General features: G+C 32.7%; 17 protein-coding genes and 1 pseudogene. 4 read left to right on the top strand and 14 right to left on the bottom strand.

The window, feature by feature from the left end; all coding sequences use genetic code 11:
- Window positions 1-36 precede the first annotated feature (36 nt).
- The 10 genes and pseudogenes from SJY24_RS11770 to SJY24_RS11725 form a co-directional block, all read right to left on the bottom strand.
- Window positions 37-462: a YfmQ family protein gene (locus tag SJY24_RS11770; RefSeq protein WP_377864728.1), complete on the bottom strand. Its 426-nt coding sequence runs from the start codon at window positions 460-462 to the stop codon at window positions 37-39.
- Between the two features lie 56 nt (window positions 463-518).
- A complete protein-coding gene (locus SJY24_RS11765) occupies window positions 519-1,190 on the bottom strand; it encodes an LrgB family protein (RefSeq protein WP_377864727.1) in 672 nt (223 codons plus the stop codon).
- Between the two features lie 23 nt (window positions 1,191-1,213).
- Window positions 1,214-1,570 carry a CidA/LrgA family holin-like protein gene (locus SJY24_RS11760; protein ID WP_377864726.1) on the bottom strand — a complete coding sequence of 119 codons (357 nt, stop codon included), beginning with the start codon at window positions 1,568-1,570 and terminating at the stop codon, window positions 1,214-1,216.
- A gap of 39 nt (window positions 1,571-1,609) precedes the next feature.
- Complete coding sequence (gene pdxR / locus SJY24_RS11755; protein WP_377864725.1) at window positions 1,610-3,043, bottom strand: MocR-like pyridoxine biosynthesis transcription factor PdxR; 1,434 nt, start codon at window positions 3,041-3,043, stop codon at window positions 1,610-1,612.
- A gap of 68 nt (window positions 3,044-3,111) precedes the next feature.
- Window positions 3,112-3,874: pseudogene (locus SJY24_RS11750) on the bottom strand (alpha/beta fold hydrolase).
- Window positions 3,874-4,554, bottom strand: a complete 681-nt coding sequence (gene bshB2 / locus SJY24_RS11745; RefSeq protein ID WP_377867238.1) for a bacillithiol biosynthesis deacetylase BshB2 — start codon at window positions 4,552-4,554, stop codon at window positions 3,874-3,876. Before bshB2 ends, SJY24_RS11750 begins: the two are co-directional and overlap by 1 nt.
- A gap of 32 nt (window positions 4,555-4,586) precedes the next feature.
- On the bottom strand, window positions 4,587-4,781 hold the full coding sequence (locus SJY24_RS11740; protein ID WP_002014626.1) for a hypothetical protein: 195 nt from the start codon (window positions 4,779-4,781) through the stop codon (window positions 4,587-4,589).
- Between the two features lie 193 nt (window positions 4,782-4,974).
- Complete coding sequence (locus tag SJY24_RS11735; RefSeq protein WP_002033710.1) at window positions 4,975-5,682, bottom strand: GntR family transcriptional regulator; 708 nt, start codon at window positions 5,680-5,682, stop codon at window positions 4,975-4,977.
- Between the two features lie 30 nt (window positions 5,683-5,712).
- The gene (locus SJY24_RS11730) at window positions 5,713-7,122 is read right to left on the bottom strand and encodes a glycoside hydrolase family 1 protein (RefSeq protein WP_377864724.1); all 1,410 of its coding nucleotides are present in this window, start codon (window positions 7,120-7,122) and stop codon (window positions 5,713-5,715) included.
- Window positions 7,123-7,327: 205 nt separating this feature from the next.
- On the bottom strand, window positions 7,328-8,317 hold the full coding sequence (locus tag SJY24_RS11725; RefSeq protein WP_377864723.1) for a phosphatidylinositol-specific phospholipase C: 990 nt from the start codon (window positions 8,315-8,317) through the stop codon (window positions 7,328-7,330).
- A 381-nt stretch (window positions 8,318-8,698) separates the two neighbouring features.
- Here SJY24_RS11725 and SJY24_RS11720 point away from each other — a divergent pair, with 381 nt between their 5' ends.
- The 3 genes from SJY24_RS11720 to SJY24_RS11710 all read left to right on the top strand — a co-directional run bounded on the left by SJY24_RS11720 (window position 8,699) and on the right by SJY24_RS11710 (window position 13,608).
- Window positions 8,699-9,496 carry a cell wall hydrolase gene (locus SJY24_RS11720; RefSeq protein ID WP_377864722.1) on the top strand — a complete coding sequence of 266 codons (798 nt, stop codon included), beginning with the start codon at window positions 8,699-8,701 and terminating at the stop codon, window positions 9,494-9,496.
- 302 nt (window positions 9,497-9,798) lie between these two features.
- On the top strand, window positions 9,799-11,136 hold the full coding sequence (locus tag SJY24_RS11715) for an NAD(P)/FAD-dependent oxidoreductase (protein WP_377864721.1): 1,338 nt from the start codon (window positions 9,799-9,801) through the stop codon (window positions 11,134-11,136).
- Between the two features lie 552 nt (window positions 11,137-11,688).
- Window positions 11,689-13,608 (top strand): LTA synthase family protein, encoded by a 1,920-nt coding sequence (locus SJY24_RS11710; protein WP_377864720.1) that lies wholly within the window; start codon window positions 11,689-11,691, stop codon window positions 13,606-13,608.
- 101 nt (window positions 13,609-13,709) lie between these two features.
- Here SJY24_RS11710 and SJY24_RS11705 read toward each other — a convergent pair whose 3' ends face one another.
- Complete coding sequence (locus tag SJY24_RS11705) at window positions 13,710-16,493, bottom strand: dynamin family protein (RefSeq protein ID WP_377864719.1); 2,784 nt, start codon at window positions 16,491-16,493, stop codon at window positions 13,710-13,712.
- Window positions 16,494-16,979: 486 nt separating this feature from the next.
- Here SJY24_RS11705 and SJY24_RS11700 point away from each other — a divergent pair, with 486 nt between their 5' ends.
- A complete protein-coding gene (locus SJY24_RS11700) occupies window positions 16,980-17,165 on the top strand; it encodes a hypothetical protein (protein ID WP_000461142.1) in 186 nt (61 codons plus the stop codon).
- A 519-nt stretch (window positions 17,166-17,684) separates the two neighbouring features.
- Here the strand turns inward: SJY24_RS11700 and SJY24_RS11695 are convergent.
- The 3 genes from SJY24_RS11695 to SJY24_RS11685 all read right to left on the bottom strand — a co-directional run bounded on the left by SJY24_RS11695 (window position 17,685) and on the right by SJY24_RS11685 (window position 20,890).
- Window positions 17,685-18,671, bottom strand: coding sequence for a choloylglycine hydrolase family protein (locus tag SJY24_RS11695; protein WP_377864718.1), 987 nt, complete (start codon window positions 18,669-18,671; stop codon window positions 17,685-17,687).
- A gap of 207 nt (window positions 18,672-18,878) precedes the next feature.
- Complete coding sequence (locus SJY24_RS11690) at window positions 18,879-20,240, bottom strand: sensor histidine kinase (RefSeq protein ID WP_377864717.1); 1,362 nt, start codon at window positions 20,238-20,240, stop codon at window positions 18,879-18,881.
- Complete coding sequence (locus SJY24_RS11685; protein ID WP_377864716.1) at window positions 20,228-20,890, bottom strand: response regulator transcription factor; 663 nt, start codon at window positions 20,888-20,890, stop codon at window positions 20,228-20,230. Before SJY24_RS11685 ends, SJY24_RS11690 begins: the two co-directional genes overlap by 13 nt.
- Window positions 20,891-20,927 lie beyond the last annotated feature (37 nt).

Below are 20,927 nucleotides of genomic sequence, written 5' to 3'. Positions count from 1 at the left end.
CTATAATAAAGAGACCGTTTTTACAACGGTCTCTCCTTAAGCATAATCTTCAGTTATCGCTAATGGTACAAGAGTTTGAAGACTTTTAGAGCGTAAACGATAGGCAACGACTTTCTTCTTATATTGCTTTACTACATCAACATGTTCTTCATAACTATATATCGATAATGTAATTGTTCTTTTCCCTTTCTTCGTTTCAATGATGATCGGCTTCCCTTCTCCGTGCGGCGGAAAATAATGTTTATCTAAAAATAAAGCCTCATTAAAGTCGTTTATAATTTGAAGTTTCATCTCGCCCTCTATATTCATTCCATCTAGCGATATAGTCGTATTTTCCTCATCTAGTTTTTGATGTAACTCAAATCTACTAATAATTGATTCTACAACAGAAGTAGGCATACTAGAAACTAGTACTTTAAGAGCACCAAAAATAAATAATGTAACTATAAACCATGTTGTCACTTTTATCATCTCCATACATTTTAAAATAAGTAGTATTATACTTCTTATTACAATTTTTAAAATATAAATTTCGTTCCATACGGTATTAATATACTAATGAGTATTCCTGTTACAATCATCGTTACCGAACCGATAGTCGCTTCTTTCTCGCCTTCCCTCACTAGACGACTCACACCGATAATATGTGATGCACAGCCCATTCCAACTCCTTTTCCAATCGTACTTGTTATATGGAAAAACTTTAGTACTGTCGGTCCGATAATAGCACCTGTTATTCCTGCAACAACTACAAAACTAGAAGTCATAGATGGAATGCCACCAATTTGATCCGCTAATGAAATGGCAATAGGCATTGTCGCTAATTGTGGTAAAGTTGTTAATATAAGTTCCTTATCTATATTTAAAATTCCACCAATCACTACATTCATACTCGTTAAAGCCACTATACCTATCACTACGCCGATTAGTATCGCTAAAAAGTTTTTCATAAGTATCTTTCGCTCTTTAAATAGAGGTATGGCTAACGCTACAATTGCAGGACTCAAAAAGCCTGAAAGAATGTCTCCCCCATTTTCCTTATACTCATGATGAGAAATACCAAATATCAAAAATAAACAAATCATAATTGCTGTAACTGTTAATACCGGTAACGTAAATGGAAACGTAAATTTTTTATATAACTTTGTCGCCAATAAATAAATTACTACAGTAATAATAATTAAGACCATTTGAATCGTGCACCTTGTCGATTTTATTTTTTTGATGTTACTAATAATTGACTTACATACCCTGAAACAATCAATGTTACTACCGTACTTGCAACTACTAAAAGGAATATAATACTCCTCTTACTTAAAAGAAAAGATCCATATTCCATTAATCCTGTTGTCGAAGGAATTAGAAATAACGGTAAAAATACTATTAACTTTTCTGCACCTACCTCAAACCACTTTAATGGCAAAATACGAGTAGAAAGGAGTAGGAACAATATTAACATCCCTATTAAACTTCCTGGCATAGATAGATGAAATACTTCCTGAATCCATACACCAACCAAACTAAACATATATAGCACTCCTACTTGAAGTAAAAGCGTCAAAAACTTCAATTGCTACTCCCCATTTCAATACCAAATTCCCACAATTTATTATTGAATCTCGTTTAATGTCTCTGCAAATCTTGTAATTCCAAGCTGAATTTGTTCTACATTCGCTCTGCCAAAAGTAAATCGGATATATTCACTTTTCGAACCTAGGACGCTTCCTGGGACAAATGCTACACCATTTTGTATAGATTCACCTAGTAAATGATATTCATCAAACGTTCCTTGCACTTTGCACCATAAATGGATTCCGCCCTCAGGAACAAAAAATTCAACCTGATCCCCTAATATTTCTTCGAGCTTTCTAATTAGCTCATCTCTTCTTTGCTTCAGTTGTCCACGGAGCATCGTAATATGCGTATGAAAATCCTCAGATTCTAAAAATTGGTTCGCTACCCACTGTGTAAATACACTATGACCGAAATCAACTTGCTGCTTTGCATCTGCCAATCGCTCAATTACGCGCGTGGGGCCAATTACCCAACCAATCCGTAATCCTGATGCAACAATTTTTGATAATGAGCTTACATAAAGAACATTTCCATTTTGATCCATCGATTTCAATGTTGGATTCACTTCTCCATTAAAAGAAGTCAAACTATACGGATCATCTTCTACAATCGGTATACCAAATTCAGAAGATAGTTCTAAAACCTTTTTACGTCTTACCAATGAAAGTACCGTTCCAGTTGGATTTTGATAATCCGGATTTAAAAACACCATACGAATGCGATGCTTTTTGTGCAAATTGATTAAGTCATCTGGATTCATACCATGCTGATCAACTGGTAAACGGAATATTTTTAAACCTGCTGATTTAAACATCGGAAGTGAATAACAATATGAAGGATCCTCAATTGCAATCGCATCGCCAGGCTTTAACAAACATTGAACGATAAGATTAAGTGCCTGCTGAGCTCCAGATGTAATCAGAATAGAGCTTGAATCTGCTTCTATTTGTTTATATTGCTCAACATGTGCCGCAATTGTTTTTCGCAACATTTCATTTCCAAGTGGATGGTCATAACCGAGATTTTCCATAAATGTTTTCTCCGACAAAATCGTTCGAAATCTATCACTCGGAATTAATTCTGGTGACAATTCACCACTCGCTAAATTGATTAAATCATCTTTTTGTGTTTCCGTTCGAATTTGTTGAACAAGTGGTACATTAGGTAAGAACGATCCATCCTCAACATACCTCCCCCAGTTCGGTATTCGTTTATGTGACACACCCCATATGTCTGTATTCACCCGGGTGCCGCTTCCTTTTTGTCGTTCTACTACCCCAAGGGATTTTAATTCCTCATAAGCAGCTACTACCGTACTCCGGTTCACCTGTAACTTCTGTGCTAACATGCGCTCAGAAGGTAATTTTCTATCAGAAGGGAATTCACCGGTAGAAATGCCTCTTTCAATGTAATCAGCAATTTGTTTATATACTGGTATCTTATCTGCACGATTCGGTTTCCATTCCATTTAGTTCCCCCCCTCTCCAAGCTAGTGTCCTGAATTCATTAACAACAGTATTCACTGTAAAAATGGTATTAATCAAGCACATGGTTTAAAAATACCTCAACCGTCACATTAAAATTAGTAGGCTGTTCTAAATAAGGCAAATGCCCACTATTTTTCAAATTCTCTCACATACTTTTCCGGAACAAAATAATCATTCTCTCCTCGTATTATTAATACAGGGCATGCAATATTAGAGAGGTATGGTCTTTGATCGTAATCAACTAATTCAGTAAATAGCCTTTGAATATGCATCGGATGTATAGTTTGTAGGGATTGATGAAATCCTCGGACAATTACATCATTATCTTCTACTCCCATCGCTCTCAATAACGTATCCGCCCAAGTTTTCCCTTTATCATGCAAGCTAAGTAAATCATATACTTCAAGTCGTTCTTTACGATCTGCCGGTTCTAAATAGGGAAATGCATTTACAACAATTAAGCTAGAAACGAAACTTGGATATTGAATGGAAAAATCGATACCGACTCTAGCCCCTTTTGAAAGACCGCAGATTATTACTGATTTTAGCTTTAAATGATTACATAACTCATATAAAACATTTGAATATTCTTTAAAAGTAATTTCAATCCCTTCGGATTTCCCATGTCCAGGTAAATCGAGTGAGATTACTGTCCATCTTTCCTTGAAGTGTTTTCTTTGGTATAACCAATTATTCGAATTCCCTCCAAGACCATGTAAAAACAATATGACAGGCCCCGATCCTTCTATATTGTAAAAAACCTTTCGATTCTTATATTCAAAATACATATTCATCACCTTCAGATGTAGCATCACATATTTTTATCTTTGAATGAATATATCCAAAACGGTTCTCTTTCTAACCACTCAACTGTGCTTGAAATACCGTCTTCATACTCTCTTTCCAGCTCATTCACTTTAGTTGCAAATTGTGATGCATGTGCTCGTAATGCCTCCAATTTTTTCGGAACATATTTTTTCACTTCATTTTTAAAATCTGGAGGTCCTATTTCGTCTTCATGATTTTTCGAAAAAGCTACAGCATAAAAGGCTGGTCGTTTACTTTCCGAAATATTAGCTAAGGCCTCTACTACCGCTTCCCCTGTTGCATCGTGATCCGGATGAACTGCATACCCAGGATAGAAAGAAATAACTACAGAAGGATTCAATTCTTCAATACAGTTTTGAATCACGCTTCTTAATTTTCCAGGCTCTTCAAATTCAAGAGTTTTATCACGATATCCCATCATACGTAAATCTTCAATCCCTAAAATATTTGTAGCTCGCTTTAACTCTTTCTCCCTAATAGTATATAAAGATTCACGAGTTGCAAAAGGTGGATTCCCCATCGCTCTCCCCATTTCACCAAGTGTTAAGCAAACATAGGTAAGAGGGACTTTCTGCTCCGTATAAGCCAAAATTGTGCCAGCCACACAATACGACTCATCATCTGGATGCGGGAAAACAACTAAAACATGGCGCTCATTTTTCATCAATGCATTAACTCCTTCATCATATACACACTCTATAAAATAACGACCGCATACCAAGTAACTCCCACAAGAAGCCCTAAAAGAAGAATGATATAGATAGCAGATAAGTTTTTTACATTCCTCTTTGTAGACTTACCGTAATTCTCTTCTACATTTCGTGCGACTAGTACGGTCCCAAATAGTGATACAACTACAATAATAACAACTAGTGAAATCGCAAAACTCATTGTCTTCCACCTCTCTAAGGCCAGTCTATTTTAAAGCATGAATAAAATACTACCTTTCTTCTCTTATCATAATAGAAGTTTGTAAAAAACGGACCAACCACTTTTGTATTTTTTTGCTCATCCACTTTAAAAATAAAAAGCAACTGCTCACTTAGGACCAGTTGCTTTTTTACAAGGCTACTCATATTCATTTTCAATTAAAATTAATTCGATTTAAAAGTTTAGTCTTTTCATAATGAAACATTGATTGAGATAGCTCGAAAATTGTTCCATTTACAAGATAAACTGTATTTTCAATAAGAAGCGCTGGATCACCTTCATTTAGTTCTAAAAGCTTTGCATTTTCTTTATTTATTTTTTCACAACTAATAACTTTATCGGCAAAGCCAATATTTAATCGTAAATCCTCAATGAAATAACTGTATACAGAACTTAATGCTATTTCTTCATTCAAATATGGGATGATATCTTTTTTGAAATAACTTACTTCAATAGAGAATGGTTTACCATCTACAATTCTTAAACGCTTCAAAAAATATAGTCTAGTTCCAATCTCACATTGCATCCGTTCTACTATCTCTTCATTTGCCTCTATTACTTCAATCTCTAGCACTTTCGTTTCAATATTTTGTGAAACGAGATTTTTCGTTAATCCACGTAAACTTCCTAAATTAATGTAATCTGTTACAGAAGTTTCACGTAAAAACATCCCACTACCTTGCACTTGAAAAATATAACCTCTATTCACAAGTTGACTAATTACTTTACGTATCGTATTACGGCTTACTTCAAATCGATTCATCAACGCTTCTTCTGTAGGTAATTTTTTCGTTTCATTAAAAAGCCCATCTCGAATGTTTTGCTCTAACACATCTGCAATTTGTTTATACTTTGCACTCATACACTTTCTCCTAAAATACTCTTTTATCTGTTATAACTCTTCTCCTCTCGTTTCGATCACATGTTTATACCAATGAAACGAAAGTTTCTTCTTACGTTTTAAGTTATCATTATGATCGACAAAAATAAAGCCATATTGCTTTTTATATCCATTTAACCAACTTAACAAATCAATAACTGACCATGCATAATAACCTTTTAAATTAATTCCCTCTTGAATTGCACGCTTCATTACTTTTAAATGCTCTTCAATAAATTTAATTCTCGGAACATCTACAATTTCTCCGTCAATGATTGGATCTTCATCACCAAGTCCATTTTCCGTTACATACATCTTTATGTCGCCGTAACGTGCTTTCAACATATGCAATCCATCTAAGAAACCTTCGGGAGATATTTCCCATCCCCATTTTGTATATGTTTTATCATCCATTTTAACTGTTCGATAAAAACCATCAAAAGAAGGATTACCTGGAGCAAGTGTTGAGTTTTCTCGAGAATGTTCTTCATTCTTTAGATCCATATCGTATCTTTCCACTCGTATCGGTTGATAATAATTCAAGCCAATAAAATCATTTTTCCCGGCATTTTGTTTAATGATTTCTAATTCTTCACCCGTCCAATTAGGAGTCCATCCTTTTTCCTTTAATTGCTGTACAACATAAGACGGATACTCACCTTTTAAAACTGGATCGTAGTACCAATGCGTTTCATATTCATTCGCATGATTTGCTGCTAGTATATTTTCTTTTTGATCATCCACACTATAAGCAGGTAAGAAAACATGTGTAATCCCTATCTCCCCATACTGTTTCAGCTGCTTGTACACCGCAACTGTTTTCGCATGCGCATAAAATACATAATGAGTCGCTTGAAAATACTTTGGAACATCATTTTGTATTCCTGGTGGATGTGCACCTTTTAAATAGCCTAATCCACAAAACATTACTGTTTCATTGAAAGTAATCCAATGTTTCACTCTATCACCAAATGCCTTAAAGCAAATTTCTGCATACTTTACAAAAGCCTCTGCTGTTCGTTTATTCGTCCACCCACCATCTTTTTCTAACGGTAATGGTAGATCCCAATGATATAAAGTGGCAAACGGTACAATCCCGTACTTTAAACATTCATCAATTAAATTGTTATAAAATTCAATTCCTTTTTCATTTACCTCTCCATCTCCAGTCGGCAATATTCTCGCCCAAGAAATCGAAAAACGATACGATTCCAATCCCATCTCAGCCATTAAACGAACATCTTCCTTATATCGATGATAATGATCAACCGCTACATCACCATTTGTTCCATCGTATGTTTTGCCAGGAATTTTTGAAAACTCATCCCAATTCGTAACACCTTTTCCATCCTCATTCCATGCACCTTCTACTTGATAAGAAGCTGAAGCAGCCCCGAATAAAAAATCATGTGGAAACTTCATAATATATACCTCCGTTTCATTACAATAAATCAAATTCATTACTACATATAAAATTTATAGGTACAAATTTTATATGTAGTAATTATAGCTTAAGTTTCGATTTTTTTCTATCATGAACGTACGATATGTAAAACTATATTTGATGTTAATTTTTAGAAAACAAAAAAGAAGCGACGTATTTCATCGCTTCTTACTATGACAATCTTTACTCTTTTACAAGTGACTTATTCGCTCTTATAACTTCTTGATAAAGTATTGGGGACCATTTTTCATTTATATAATCTTGAATTACCCAGCCCACTCTCGTAGGATTCTTTTGCTTTATATAGCTTGCAATTTCAGGATTTATGTAGGACGCATAATAATATGGACTATTCCATGCTGTACCACCAGAAGACAAGCTTGTAAAATTAATATATAGATGATTACAATCTTCACTGTTGTTAATCGTTTCATTTATAGTATCTTTAATAGATGTTACTTTCTCATCATAACTCACTTTATATTTATCTTGTACTGTTACATTTACATTTTGATTTACAGTTGTCGTAAACGTGTCATTATCTGACCAATAAAAATTATTATATCCTCCAGATTCATTACTACCACTGTATCTTTTTAGTAGCACAATTTTCCCTCGAGCATCTCCAAGTCTTATATTCCCTTCTGTTTTTAAAAAGATAGGATCAAGAAAATAATTTTTTTCAAACGTACTACTAAATGAATCTTCTGCCCCTTTCATATCCTCATACTCTTTTTTTAAAGACATAATAATCGTTTCACTTGGATTATCTTTTAAAAATTGTTTCGCTTCATTTATAAATTCATGCAATGTTACATAAAGATATAATGGCCCATGATGAAGAACTATCGTATTATCATCTGTTAAACGCCCTCTAATATCAAAAATTCTAGCTCCGTGATCCATTTGGTAACGAACATTATATTCTTGCGTCATTCCCCATACTTGCTTTATCGGATTTTGCAACTTGAACGTTCCACTATCATGTGTTCCTGGAATTGAAATTCGTGCTAACGGTACGTTATCGGGTATAGGTTGCATCCATTTTGACCAGTTTTCAAGCCCATTACCAGCGCTAGCAGCAACTGCTTGCTTATCATTGAAAGCAAATACAAATGTGCTAAGTATAGTACTACATATAAATAATTTCAAAATAAACTTCTTATTGCTCATTTTTATTCCTCTCTCTTTCTATTTTATATCACACTTATTGAATATAGAATAAGCTACTTAATAAATAACATTTCATAAATATGGAATATTGCATATAAGTAAAATTTAAAAACATCCACATATTCTCATCTCAATGCATTAAAAAAATTTAATATCCCTTTTCACTAGATAAATTATAGTAATCAACAACATAAACTTCAACGGGCTTTCATATGCAATATTTCATATTTGGGTCCTACATGATATAAATAAAAAACTTATGATGATTATTTATTCCATACGTGCTAATATACTTATATTAAAATATAAATACGTACCTTATATACTCTGAACTACATTATTCAACAGCTAAAACTTAATTTTTTATTAGGAGGATTTACAATGAAATTATTAAAAATAAAACATATAATTCCTTTATCTGCAGTAGCACTTACATTCGTATGTAATCAAAGTACAGCTGAAGCTTCCACCATACATACAGTAAAAAAGAATGATACACTTTGGGGCATCAGTAAGCAATATGGCGTTTCCATACAGGCCATTAAACAAGCGAATAATAAAGGAAACGATCAAGCTTTTATTGGAGAACAGTTACATATTCCAGAATCTATGAAATCAAATGAGGTTACAGTTCATCAAAACGAAAAAACTACGAACACTTCTGGACAAATTATTTACCAAGTACAACCGGGAGATTCATTAGAAACGATAGCAAAGCGCTACGACGTAACCGTTCAATCTATAAAACAAATTAACAACACAGTCGGTAACAAGCTTTATACAGGACAACATTTGAAAATTAATTCCAGTATTTCCGAAAAAGAAAAAGACTTAATGGCACGCTTAGTTACCGCGGAGGCAGGTGGCGAATCATATAAAGGAAAAGTAGCTGTAGCAAAAGTTATCCTAAATCGAGTAAATGCAAAAGGATTTCCAAATACAATAACAGGTGTTATTTATGAACCTATTAAACGCGGATATGCATTTACTCCTGTTACCGATGGTAGAATTAATCAGCCTGCAAGCGCAGAAGCAAAAATGGCAGTAGAAGAGGCTATCTCTACAAATGGAATACATTCTGATTGGCTTTATTTTTACAATCCAAAAACTTCAACAAACAAATGGATTACGACACGTCAAACAGTAGCGGTAATCGGTAACCACGTCTTCGCTAAATAAAACTATAATTCTCTTCAAATTTATGCACTTAACAACTATTTCAAATGATTAGCAGACCTCTTCACTTAAAAGGTCTGTTTTTTTATATGTAAGATTTTATTAATCATATGACATAGTGATCATTTAAAACTATTTCTTCTTTCAAATAAAAACATTTGTATTTACTCCACCACTCGGAGAAATTAAAATCGCATCAAGTTCAAAAACTCCCTCTTTATTAATAAAAGCTATTTCTTAACTTCATAAAAGTGTTATACACTAAGAAAATAAAAAACAAACTATTCGTTAGCAGGTGAAAGAATATGTATGATGTTACAATTATCGGAGCTGGAGTGAGTAGCATTTTTATGGCTTATTCACTAGCTAAAAGTAACAAAAAGGTTTTAATTCTTGATAAAGGTAAAGCGCTAGAAGATCGCCATTGTCCTTTAGACCAAGGAAAAGTGTGTAATTGTACTACATGTGATAAATATTTCGGGTTTGGTGGTTTAGGAAAATCTGAAGGAAAATTTAATTATACAAACGGATTTGGCGGAGAACTTGAGCAAAAAGTCGGTAAAGAAGGCTTTTTACAACTTATGGCTGAAGTAGATGAGATTCTATGTCAGTTCGGAGGAAATTCTGTTTCAAAATATTCTACAGAAAATCCAACTCTTAATAAGATAGCTGAAACGTGTGGTTTACAAATGCTAACAACAGAAGTAAGGCATCTTGGTACTACACTTTCAAGTGACATTTTTCAGCAGCTCTATGAATTTTTACTTACGAAAATAAATATCCAATTTCATATAGATGTACACCATATTATGAAACAGAAAGATCACTTTACAATAGAGACAAATGAAGGAACAGTTCAATCTAAGCAACTAGTATTTGCAACTGGGCGTTCCGGAGCGGATTGGCTAAAAGAAATGTGCACTTCTCTAAATATTTCTCAAGAGCAAACTCGTGTAGATTTAGGTATTAGAGTAGAGATGAAAGAACACCAATTACGTTCTATATTAAAAGATACATTTGAGACGAAACTCTCTTATGAGCATGAACTTTTCACGGCTACTACTTACTGTATGAATCCAAAAGGACGCATTATTCGAAAGTACGAAGACGGCTTGATTATGCCTGACGGTCAAAATTTCCGAGAGCAAGAAACTGGCACTTCTAACTTAAATTTCACTTTATTTATCCCGCGCTATTTTCCAACTCTCAAAGAAGCAAATGTATACGCAAGTTCAATTATTAAAAACATTAACCAAGGACGAGATCGGATTGTTATACAACGTTTAGAGGACTTAATAAAGAAACAACCTACAGTGGAGAACAACATGAAACATAATCGTATACAGCCTACACTACACGGAGATTATGGAGACTTGAATAAAGAAATTCCTCCATTATATATTGAAGGGCTCAAAAAATTTTTATTACGTTTAGAACAATTTATCCAAGAACCTATCGATCAAGATACTTTATTATATGGAATTGATGGAAAGTTCTATGCTCCTACAATAAAAATCAATAACCATTTTGAAACAAGTATGAATGGGCTATTTTTAATTGGAGATTGTTCAGGCGTCACTCATTCATTATCTCAAGCAGCCGCAAGCGGTCTCTATGTTGGAAAATATTTATCAGGTATTTAAACTTTTTAATTAAGATGCCAGTCAAATGTTTTAAGTTTCACCAACACTTTACTTATCTAATAATAGCTTTAACGAAATTATTATCCCTCCCCCGCTGATGATTAAGCCACAAAGAATCAGCGGGGGAGGGATATATTGAAAACACATGAAAAAACTACATTCTATATAGAATGTGGTTTTCTACTAATTAATATAACCGTTCGCTTAAAACTGGCCTTTCCAAAAATTTAAACCAATTGAATGTCAATAGTTTAAAAATCATCTATTCACTTTCACTTTCATTTGTTCGATATTTTGTAACATCATCATAGTGTTTAATATGTTAGGATGTCTATAAGTCAATTTCACTACAACTATGACTTTTTTTGCTCCGTTTCTAAAAAAAAATTAGATTTATGTTACTTCGCTTTAAAATTCTCCATTGTATGTATATGAATACTTCAAATTATTACCTTTAGAAAAATATAATCTAAATGGTTCACCACACTCTAATAGTTATAAAAATACAATATATAACATTGGTTAAATAAATTCTATAAAGAAGGTGTAAAAATGAAGAATAAAATAAATTTACAACTGCAAAATATAAGCTTTGTTATAATAATTGCTTTAGCAGTATGGTTAAAAACATATCTTATTACGCGATTCAGTTTTGATTTAAAAATTGAGTCTTCTACACAAGAACTTATTTTGTTTATTAGCCCTCTCGCTGCATCGTTAGCATTTGTTGGATTAGCATTATTTGCAACCGGTGAAAAGAGAAATTATATAGCGCTATGTATTAATCTCTTATTAACAATCGTACTTGTTGGGAATGTCATGTTCTATGATTTTTATAATGATTTCGTTACGTTACCAGTACTTGGACAAACATCAAACTTCGGCCAATTAGGCGGCAGTATTATAGAAATATTGAACTACAAAATTATACTCACATTCGTAGACATTATTTTCTTCTTTATTTTATTAAAAAAGAAAGCAATAGTCTTTAAAACAGAACGTGTAACTCATTCTGCACGCTTATTATATTTTCTTTTAACAATTGGTGTATTTTTTGCAAATCTACAGCTTGCAGAAAAAGAACGACCTGAATTATTAACGAGATCCTTCGACCGCGTAATGCTTGTGAAAAATTTAGGACTATACACTCATCAAGTATATGATTTAACACTACAAGTAAAAGCTGGATCCCAAAAGGCACTTGCAGATAGTAGTAAATTACAAGAAACTGAAAACTACGTAAAATCAAACCAAAGTGAACCAAATCCTAATATGTTTGGTGCAGCGAAAGGAAAAAACGTAATTGTCGTTACTCTTGAATCTTTGCAAACCTTTTTAATAGGTGCATCAGTTAACGGTCAAGAAGTTACGCCATTCTTAAATGAATTCATAAATGAAAGCTATTATTTCGATAACTTTTTCCACCAAACTGGTCAAGGAAAAACATCGGATTCTGAATTTCTAATAGATACATCGTTGTATCCATTAAATCGAGGTGCTGTATTCTTCACGCACGGTAACAACGATTATACTGCGACTCCAGAAATTTTACGTCAGCAAGGTTATTTCACTTCTGTATTCCATGCGAATAACGCAACATTTTGGAATCGTAACATTATGTACTCTGCTCTCGGTTATGATCGTTACTATAACGAACTTGATTACAAAATTACGCCCGAAACAAATTTAAATTGGGGATTAAAAGATATCGAATACTTTGATCAATCAGTAGATATATTAAAAACTGTTGATCAACCATTTTACGCTCGTTTTCTTACTTTAACGAACCATTATCCATTTACGTATGATGAAGATACAAAATTCATTGAACCATACAACTCTGGTAATGGCGTATTTGATCGTTATATCGTAACAGCACGTTACTTAGACGAATCAATTAAAAAATTTATTGAGCGTTTAAAAGCCGAGGGAATGTATGATGATTCTATTATTGTGTTGTATGGTGATCATTATGGCATTTCTGAAAAACACAATCGCGCAATGGCACAGTTTTTAGAAAAAGATCAAATAACAGAATTTGATACTTTAAATTTACAACGCACACCTTTATATATTCATATCCCTGGCCAAACAGAAGGTCAAACTATTTCAAAGCCTACGGGACAAATCGATATGAAACCTACTATTCTAAATTTATTAGGGATTGATACTACTAACGATATCCGTTTTGGCCATGATATGTTTTCAGATCAATATACCGGTTTTGTTATTTTACGTGATGGTAGCTTTATTACAGACAAGTATGCATATACAAATCATACTTTTTATAATCGAGAAACAGGTGAGGTTGTAGATTTACCCAAAAAAGAAGCCCAAGAAATGATTAACCGTGCACAAAATGAATTACGAATGTCTGACAAAATTATTGAAGGTGATTTATTACGTTTCTCAGAAAGTAATAAAATTAAAACTGGAGAAGTAAAAACTAAAATTAAAGAAACTGAAAAATAATCTATATATGCGAAGGGAGCAACTTATTAAAAGTTGCTCCCTTTTTACTTTTTTATAACACATGGTGCAATTTCATATAAAAAAACTGATATATTTTACTTTTATTCTACGCTTGTTTCTAAAGTTACATCTGTATAGGTATTATCATCACCTATATTTAAAATTACTTCACATTGACGTAATCTCAATTCAAAGAGCTTTATAGGATCATGGTAAACTTCAGGGTTTGATTTCATTTTATGCAATTTATCTTGTTTTTCTTTTATTTCTAAATGAGTGTTTTCTACAGCTTGTTCCAACGCACCAAATGGATTTCTAAAGAACATATTAATATCCCGCTCTTGTGTGTTTTCAAACAGCTCAAATTGCAAGAAAAACTTCTTCATAGTAGAAGCCGTTACATCGGTATAATCTTCATTTTCTAAATACTGTTTGTATTTGTTATATAGCATAGCTTTATTTTTAGGAAGAACTCCAAATAATTTACCGGCACTTTTCAGTAAAAATTGCGCTGGCGTAAATCGGCGTAAAATATTTACTTCTTCCATTTGTATTCTAGTTGTCATTCTATCAGTATCTCTGCGCCAGTCATCAATTACTTTAAAGTCACATTCTAACTGTATTCGATTTTCTCCAAATAAAGAATTAAGTCCTTCACTAGTTTCTTCTAGGTACAATTGACTTTGAAGGAGCTCATTATTAGAGTTCGCAATCCAATTTTGCATAGAGCGAGCAAGAATAGGTAATACAGTTTGTTCTAGATATTGTTGCACTCTTCCATTCATCGCTGTGTTTAGTTCAATATCAATGTGACTAAAATCGCTTTCTTCACTAATTAAATCGGAACAACTCTGCAATAGTTTCGGAATATGTTCTGTAAGATCATTAGTAATTTCGTTTTTCATCGTACGATATGATTCTGTAATTAAATGAATTTTTTCCTTCTCAAAAGCAGTAAGGTTATTAATACAACCATTAAGTTTAACTAACATATCTTCATTCCAATTAATAGAATCCACTAAATCTTTTTCCCTCTCGACGCGCTTATCCAAAAGATATGTAATTGTTTTTCGAATGAAAAACAATAGCTTTTCAGTACGTTCTGCATCGATATTTTTATAGTTAAAGTTAAAATGAATAAACTCAGTTAAATCGTTTAGTTGTTTACTATTTGTATATAACGAAGAATAAGGGAAAACTCTTGCATTAGGGAAATATGTGTTAATTCTCACTTGCGTATCTTGTATAACTCTTTTTGCTTCTGCTTCATTGTAAATATTATCAATTTTATTTAATAAAAAATGAACTTGTAGATTTGGTGTATGTTCTTGGATACTTAATAGAATGTCACGTTCTTTGTCAGTAAAAGGTGAATCCGCATTCAATACGAATAATAATTCATCTACAGAATTTAAATATTCAAACACCTCATCTCTCGCATCATTGTTCCTATTAAAGCTAGGTGTAACAACGCATGTAAGTTTGTTTTTACTTAAAAATCTGCATGGTAACTTAAATTCAACACATGCTCTATCTCTATATGTTTGACGGTGCACTGCCATCATGTTATGGAAATCAGAGAAATTCTCAGTTGTTGTAATTTCCGAATCTGTTATAGCGTTAATTTCTGTATAAGCGTCATTTTTAAAAACAACTACATTTGAGATTGAGTTCTCTAATATATTTTCTCCTAAAATAGAGTTAATAAATGACGCTTTTCCGTTTCCTGAAGTTCCCGTTACTAATAGGCAATTTGTTCTTAAATCTGCAAGCTCGCCAACTAACCAGCTAAATCGGTGACCCATTTCTAAATCATGTTCTTGTGCCCAGTATGTAATAGATTCAAAAAGATGTAAACTATACTCTAAGCCATTCACATGATTAATAGAATATGACAGTAGGTTTTCCGCATCTTTTATATCCGCTGAATCTATTTTAGAAGGAAAAATCTCATCCCATGCCAATACTGCTGCAGATGGAAATACAGCATGAGAGGGATTGACTACCTTTAACCAATTTGTTAAAAGATTTGGAATGATATCGTGTAATTGTCTAAGCATATATTGACCTTGAATTAATTCAAAGTATGTTTCTTCGTAAAGAGAAGAAATTTCGTCCCATATATCGGACGAATGTATTTCGATATGTATGAAAAATTCATTTATTGTGTTAAGCCATAATAAGTAATTTTGTTCATCTTTATAGCTGCGCCAAAGTGATGAAACTATTTGCGTAAATTGTACTTGATCTACATTATTTAATGTTATTAATACTTTATAAAAATAATCTGGTGAAATATTTTTAGTAAATCCTTTATCGATATATTCTTTTAGAACCTCAAACCACGGATAAGATTCTGTTCGAATTAACTCGTTCACAGCAAGCTCTACTGCACTATCAAAATCTTGCTGTTCTTCATAAAAGGAACGTGCAATTGTTGTGACGTTTGGATAATCGGGATTTAAAGAAACCGCTTCTTTTATAACAGCGAAAGCTGCTTCAAAATTATTTTGCTCGATGTAAAGAGACAGTAATTGCAGTACAATTTCGGTCATAAGTATTTTGTTATCAGTAGTAATGGAAGTATACACATTTTCAGCAACTGATAATTGGTTAAGTTCGAAGTAAGCATCCGCAATATTTTTTTGTGCCCATGGCGCTAATTCATTACTAACTTTCTCCCATTTAAAAATAGCCGCTTCAAAATCTTGATGGTGATAATAAAATTCACCTTGTGCAAAACGAATATAAGATCCATCAGAAATCTCATTTTTTTCTTCGTTTACATAAGCTTCTCCAAGTACTTGAAGAGGTGGGTGCGTTTCATTCTCCATTAGGAATGTTTCATAATACATCTTTTTTATTAATTGTTTTTCTAATCTCATCTTTTCCCCCACTATATCTCGAAAATACATTTTTTGAGATATGTCAATACTTTTTTGTATGTATGCTTTTTATCTTAACAAAGAATTCCTTTTGGAAAATTTCATTTTCCTTTCATTTTTCAAGTAAGATTGAATTTTTATGAGAAAAGTTTCAGTTTTTTTTCAATTCCCTTTCAGTTGTGAAACAACATTAAATGTTCCTAATAACCTAATAAAACTATAATATTCCACATTATATTATCAGGAAAACTCTATATATATTACATTATAAAAACAATCTATAACGAATATATATGCAAGACTCCCTTCGCTAATAAATAAAAGAAATCATTATAATATATTTCTCACATTGTTTTCCTTTGAAATATTTCAGTAGTTACGTAATTAAATTCCATTAACCTATATAAATAACTAGTCCAAAAAAAATCTATATGCATATCATGTTATAGTAAAGAATTCAGGAAATCCTAAAAAGGAGGCATTTTCATGTTTGAAGATAAATCTAAAATAAATTACCCATATGAATTTACTGAAACTACAACAGTCCCTCTAAAAAATCCCATCAATAAAACTTTCAAAAACGGCTCTGGTACACATAACTTCCCAATTAAAAAGCATTATAAAGAGCAGGTTTTATATACTGAAAAAATTAATAATAATAAAAATAAATAACCGTATAGATTCTTATAACAATTAACCAAATAAGAATCAATATTTGGCCATGCATAGTTATGTGTTTAATAATGTAGAAATCCTTATTATACAATTTACGTACCTTTAAAAAGTGCTGATATACGGCGCTTTTTTATACATAGATAATAGAAGAACAAAAAAGGTATGGATATTTTCCACACCTTTTTTGTTCTTTGCTATTTATAAATGGAGTAGTACGTCCATGTTTATTTTACCTAATAGCACTTTAATGGGCCTTCTAGAAGAAATAAAAGCTAGTTTAATGAAAAAATAAGTTTCTTAGCCAATACCCCTACCAGCAGAATTTTACTGGTAGGAGTCATTGGATTGAATTTATATAATACCTTGAATATTTTACGTCTATTTTTTCTTAAGGGATATTTATTCAGGTTACGTATTAGATTATCAATTATATCCCTTCGGATCCCTGCTTTTTATAGGCCATTATTGCTCTATTATATATATTTAAAAATTTTCCAAACGTGGTTTCAAAGCTACTTAGTTTTCATAAAATATTTTTTGTTTCCGTTGAAACGGATAGGCTTTAATCTCATCTGTATCTAAATTTTCATGAAATAAATGAATAGCTATAATTTGTCTACAATCGTAGGTGTGATAATAATATGTTCCAGACTCCATACACATTACGCTTGTATATATGGTATTATCTAATGTACCTTCTTCCGTTATTACTCCGCCTTTAGGAACCTCACAATTTGATAAGATATGAAAAAGGGCCGATACTCCCTTTTCTTCACTATCTATACCTTGAATGTTTTGTTTGCCATATGCTGCCCGCACAAATCTTGATGGCGGGGTGAAATCCCCTGGAAGTCCCATTGAACCTGAGCCCTGACCAAAAGCACTTAATGGTACATTACTCCACTCTGTTGGCGCGAATGGCTGCGATTTAAGGCCAATATATTGTCTTAAATTTTGTAAATGCCAACTAAACTCCGGACTATTAGTCATCACTCCTAGTGAGTTGTCATACATTTTTAATCCTTCATTTGTTGGCTCCAGTACAATGCAATCTCCCCATTTATCCGCTAAAATCCAATGGAGTGGCGGCGTAAGTCCTAAATCCGGTAATGGTATATCCAAAAAGGTAATGCTATCTACAGATTTCTTTAACTCTTTGACAGAATTGAATTGTGTGAGACTCCAAGTCACAAAATCAAATGGAGCCAAATTCGTTTTGTTATTATCTATGCTTTTACTATAAGTAGCGAATCCTGGAAAATAGAGTGTTGCACATGTCATACCTGCTTCATTTACTCCGTCCGCCATAATGACCCTTCCTTGATGATTAATCCCCATTCCGACCGTAGCATGTTTCGTATTGATGATTTCACCAGTTATATTATTCCACTGGTAATGTCGAGGAATGATTATTACTTCTTGATTCAAATCTAATGTAAAATCCATCGTTCTTGCAAAAAGGTGCTGACCGTTTTTTGTCTGTAATGTCAAACTAGTACACATAAAGAACACCCCATTTTATGGTTTTATCTACACTTTACATAATTCCGATAAATCTGTAAATTAAAAACCACTTTCCTTACAAAAAAATGAGAAAGCACATATAAATTACAAATAGGTTATCTCTAGTTTATAAATGAATTTTTAAAATATAGTTGCAAAAGAATTATATTAAAAAGGAGCGACTTGTTATAATCTGTACCCTCTCTACTACACTGATATTTCCAAAACAACTTTTGCACCGCGCAGCTTTTCCGAATTACTTAAGTAAAGGTTTCCACCGTGCTGCTTTGCAAAGTTTTTAGCAATGTATAAACCCATTCCATGATGATTTTTAGAGTTTCTACTTTTATCTCCTCTGTAAAACTGCTCTGTAGCTGAATTTATTTCCTCTTCTGTAAATCCTCTTCCCGAGTCCTCTACAATAAATTGCAGTTTTTCACTAATCATTTCCACTGAAAACATCAAGTCACCATTTGTTGGAGAATATTCAATTGCATTCATCATTATATTCATAATAGCCCTTTTCAAAGCAGTCTCGTCAACATGAATCAAATTTGGTATATCCTGAACATTTTTAATTAGATTTAACTGTTTGCCCAAAACACAAATTGCACTTTCTTCTATAATATTACGAATAAAGTTATGTAAATCTATTTGCTTAAATTGAAGTGAAGTACCTTCCTCACATTTCGTAATGTCGAGTAAAGTTTTCATATACAGTTCCATCTCATCAACACTTTTCAAAATATGCTCATTACATTTCTTCTGATTTGAATCTAGCGTTGATTCATTTAATAGCTCGGCATTCCCTCTCAGTATCGTTAATGGCGTCTTAATATCATGTGCCAAAGCAGCAATCTGCTCTCTTCTATTCGTTTCCATATCCCACTGTGTACGTAAGGAACTATTCAATTCATCTTTCATTTTTACTAAAGAATTTAATACTTCATTCACTTCTATTATTTTAGATTGTTCTACTTGAAAATCTAAATCTTCCTTTTGAATTTTATCCGTTACATTTCTCAAAATTAGCATTTCCTTTGACAATGATTTGCCAAAATAGCGAGATAGAAATATCACTTCAGCAACAAATAATAGAATAAAAAGAACAATTTCACAAACTTCCGGACTCGGTAAATACTTCTGCAAAAAAGGATTTTTAAAATTAGCATGTAAAGTATATAGAATGACACAAACATCTTTATCGCGTTCTATAATTGCATAGTAGTACTTACCATCGCCTTTTTCATCATTCTGTATGTTATTCCATATTTGCTCCGCATAATCTTTATTTATACTCCCTTGAATAACGTTTCCTGAAAAATCATACACGGCATATTTATATTGTTTTAAGATTTGATCATCGTCCTGTTCCGCTTTAACTATGGCGTCTCTTTGCAACTCAATCTGTTTTTCATAATAATTTGCTGGAAGGATTATTTCTGCGTTAACTCCAATTTGGAATAGAATCATAAAAAAAGTAACTAACGCAATCGTCCCTATTGAAAATGCAAAGATATACTGGATTAATATTTTGCTAAGGTTGACTTGTTTTTTCACTTTCTCCATTTATAACCAATTCCCCATACTGTTTCTATTGGATTCATGTCGTGTTTACACAATTTTTGACGGATATTTTTAATATGTTCTACAATTACTTGGTTATCGCTTTCTCCCTCATATCCAAAAACATTTTCGTAAATCTTTTCTCTTGAAAATACTTGCCCATGATTCAAAGCTAAATATTCACAAATTCCGTACTCACTTTTCGTAAATGCGATAGATGTATCGTCATGCCATATTTCTTTACATAATAGATGAAATGTAAGACCTGATAGAAAAAATGCATTTTGCTTTTCTCTATGCTCACGCCTTACATGTGCGGACACCCTCGCACGCAGTTCTCCAATTCCAAAAGGTTTTGTAATATAGTCATCTCCGCCGAGGCTAAGCCCTGTAATCAGATCCTTCTCCATTGTTTTCGCAGTTAGAAACACAATTGGACTATCGACCAAATCTCGTATCTCCTTACAAAGTGTAAATCCATCTATTTCTGGCATCATGACATCTAATAGAATTAAATCATAATGACAAAATTTATCCTTTGATATTGTAAGAGGATTACTAACGGCAGTTACCTCATGACCTTCTTTCTCTAAAGCATTTTTTATAATATAAAGGATACCGTCCTCATCATCAATTGCTAATATTCTTGCCATATAGAATCTCCCCCTCGTTTCCATTATAATACAAATA

Origin of the sequence: Bacillus sp. R86525, from assembly GCF_042466195.1 — a bacterium.
Lineage (GTDB): Bacteria > Bacillota > Bacilli > Bacillales > Bacillaceae_G > Bacillus_A > Bacillus_A nitratireducens.
The sequence above is the reverse complement of the archived record's forward strand: the minus strand, read 5'-3'. Positions and strand labels throughout refer to the sequence as shown.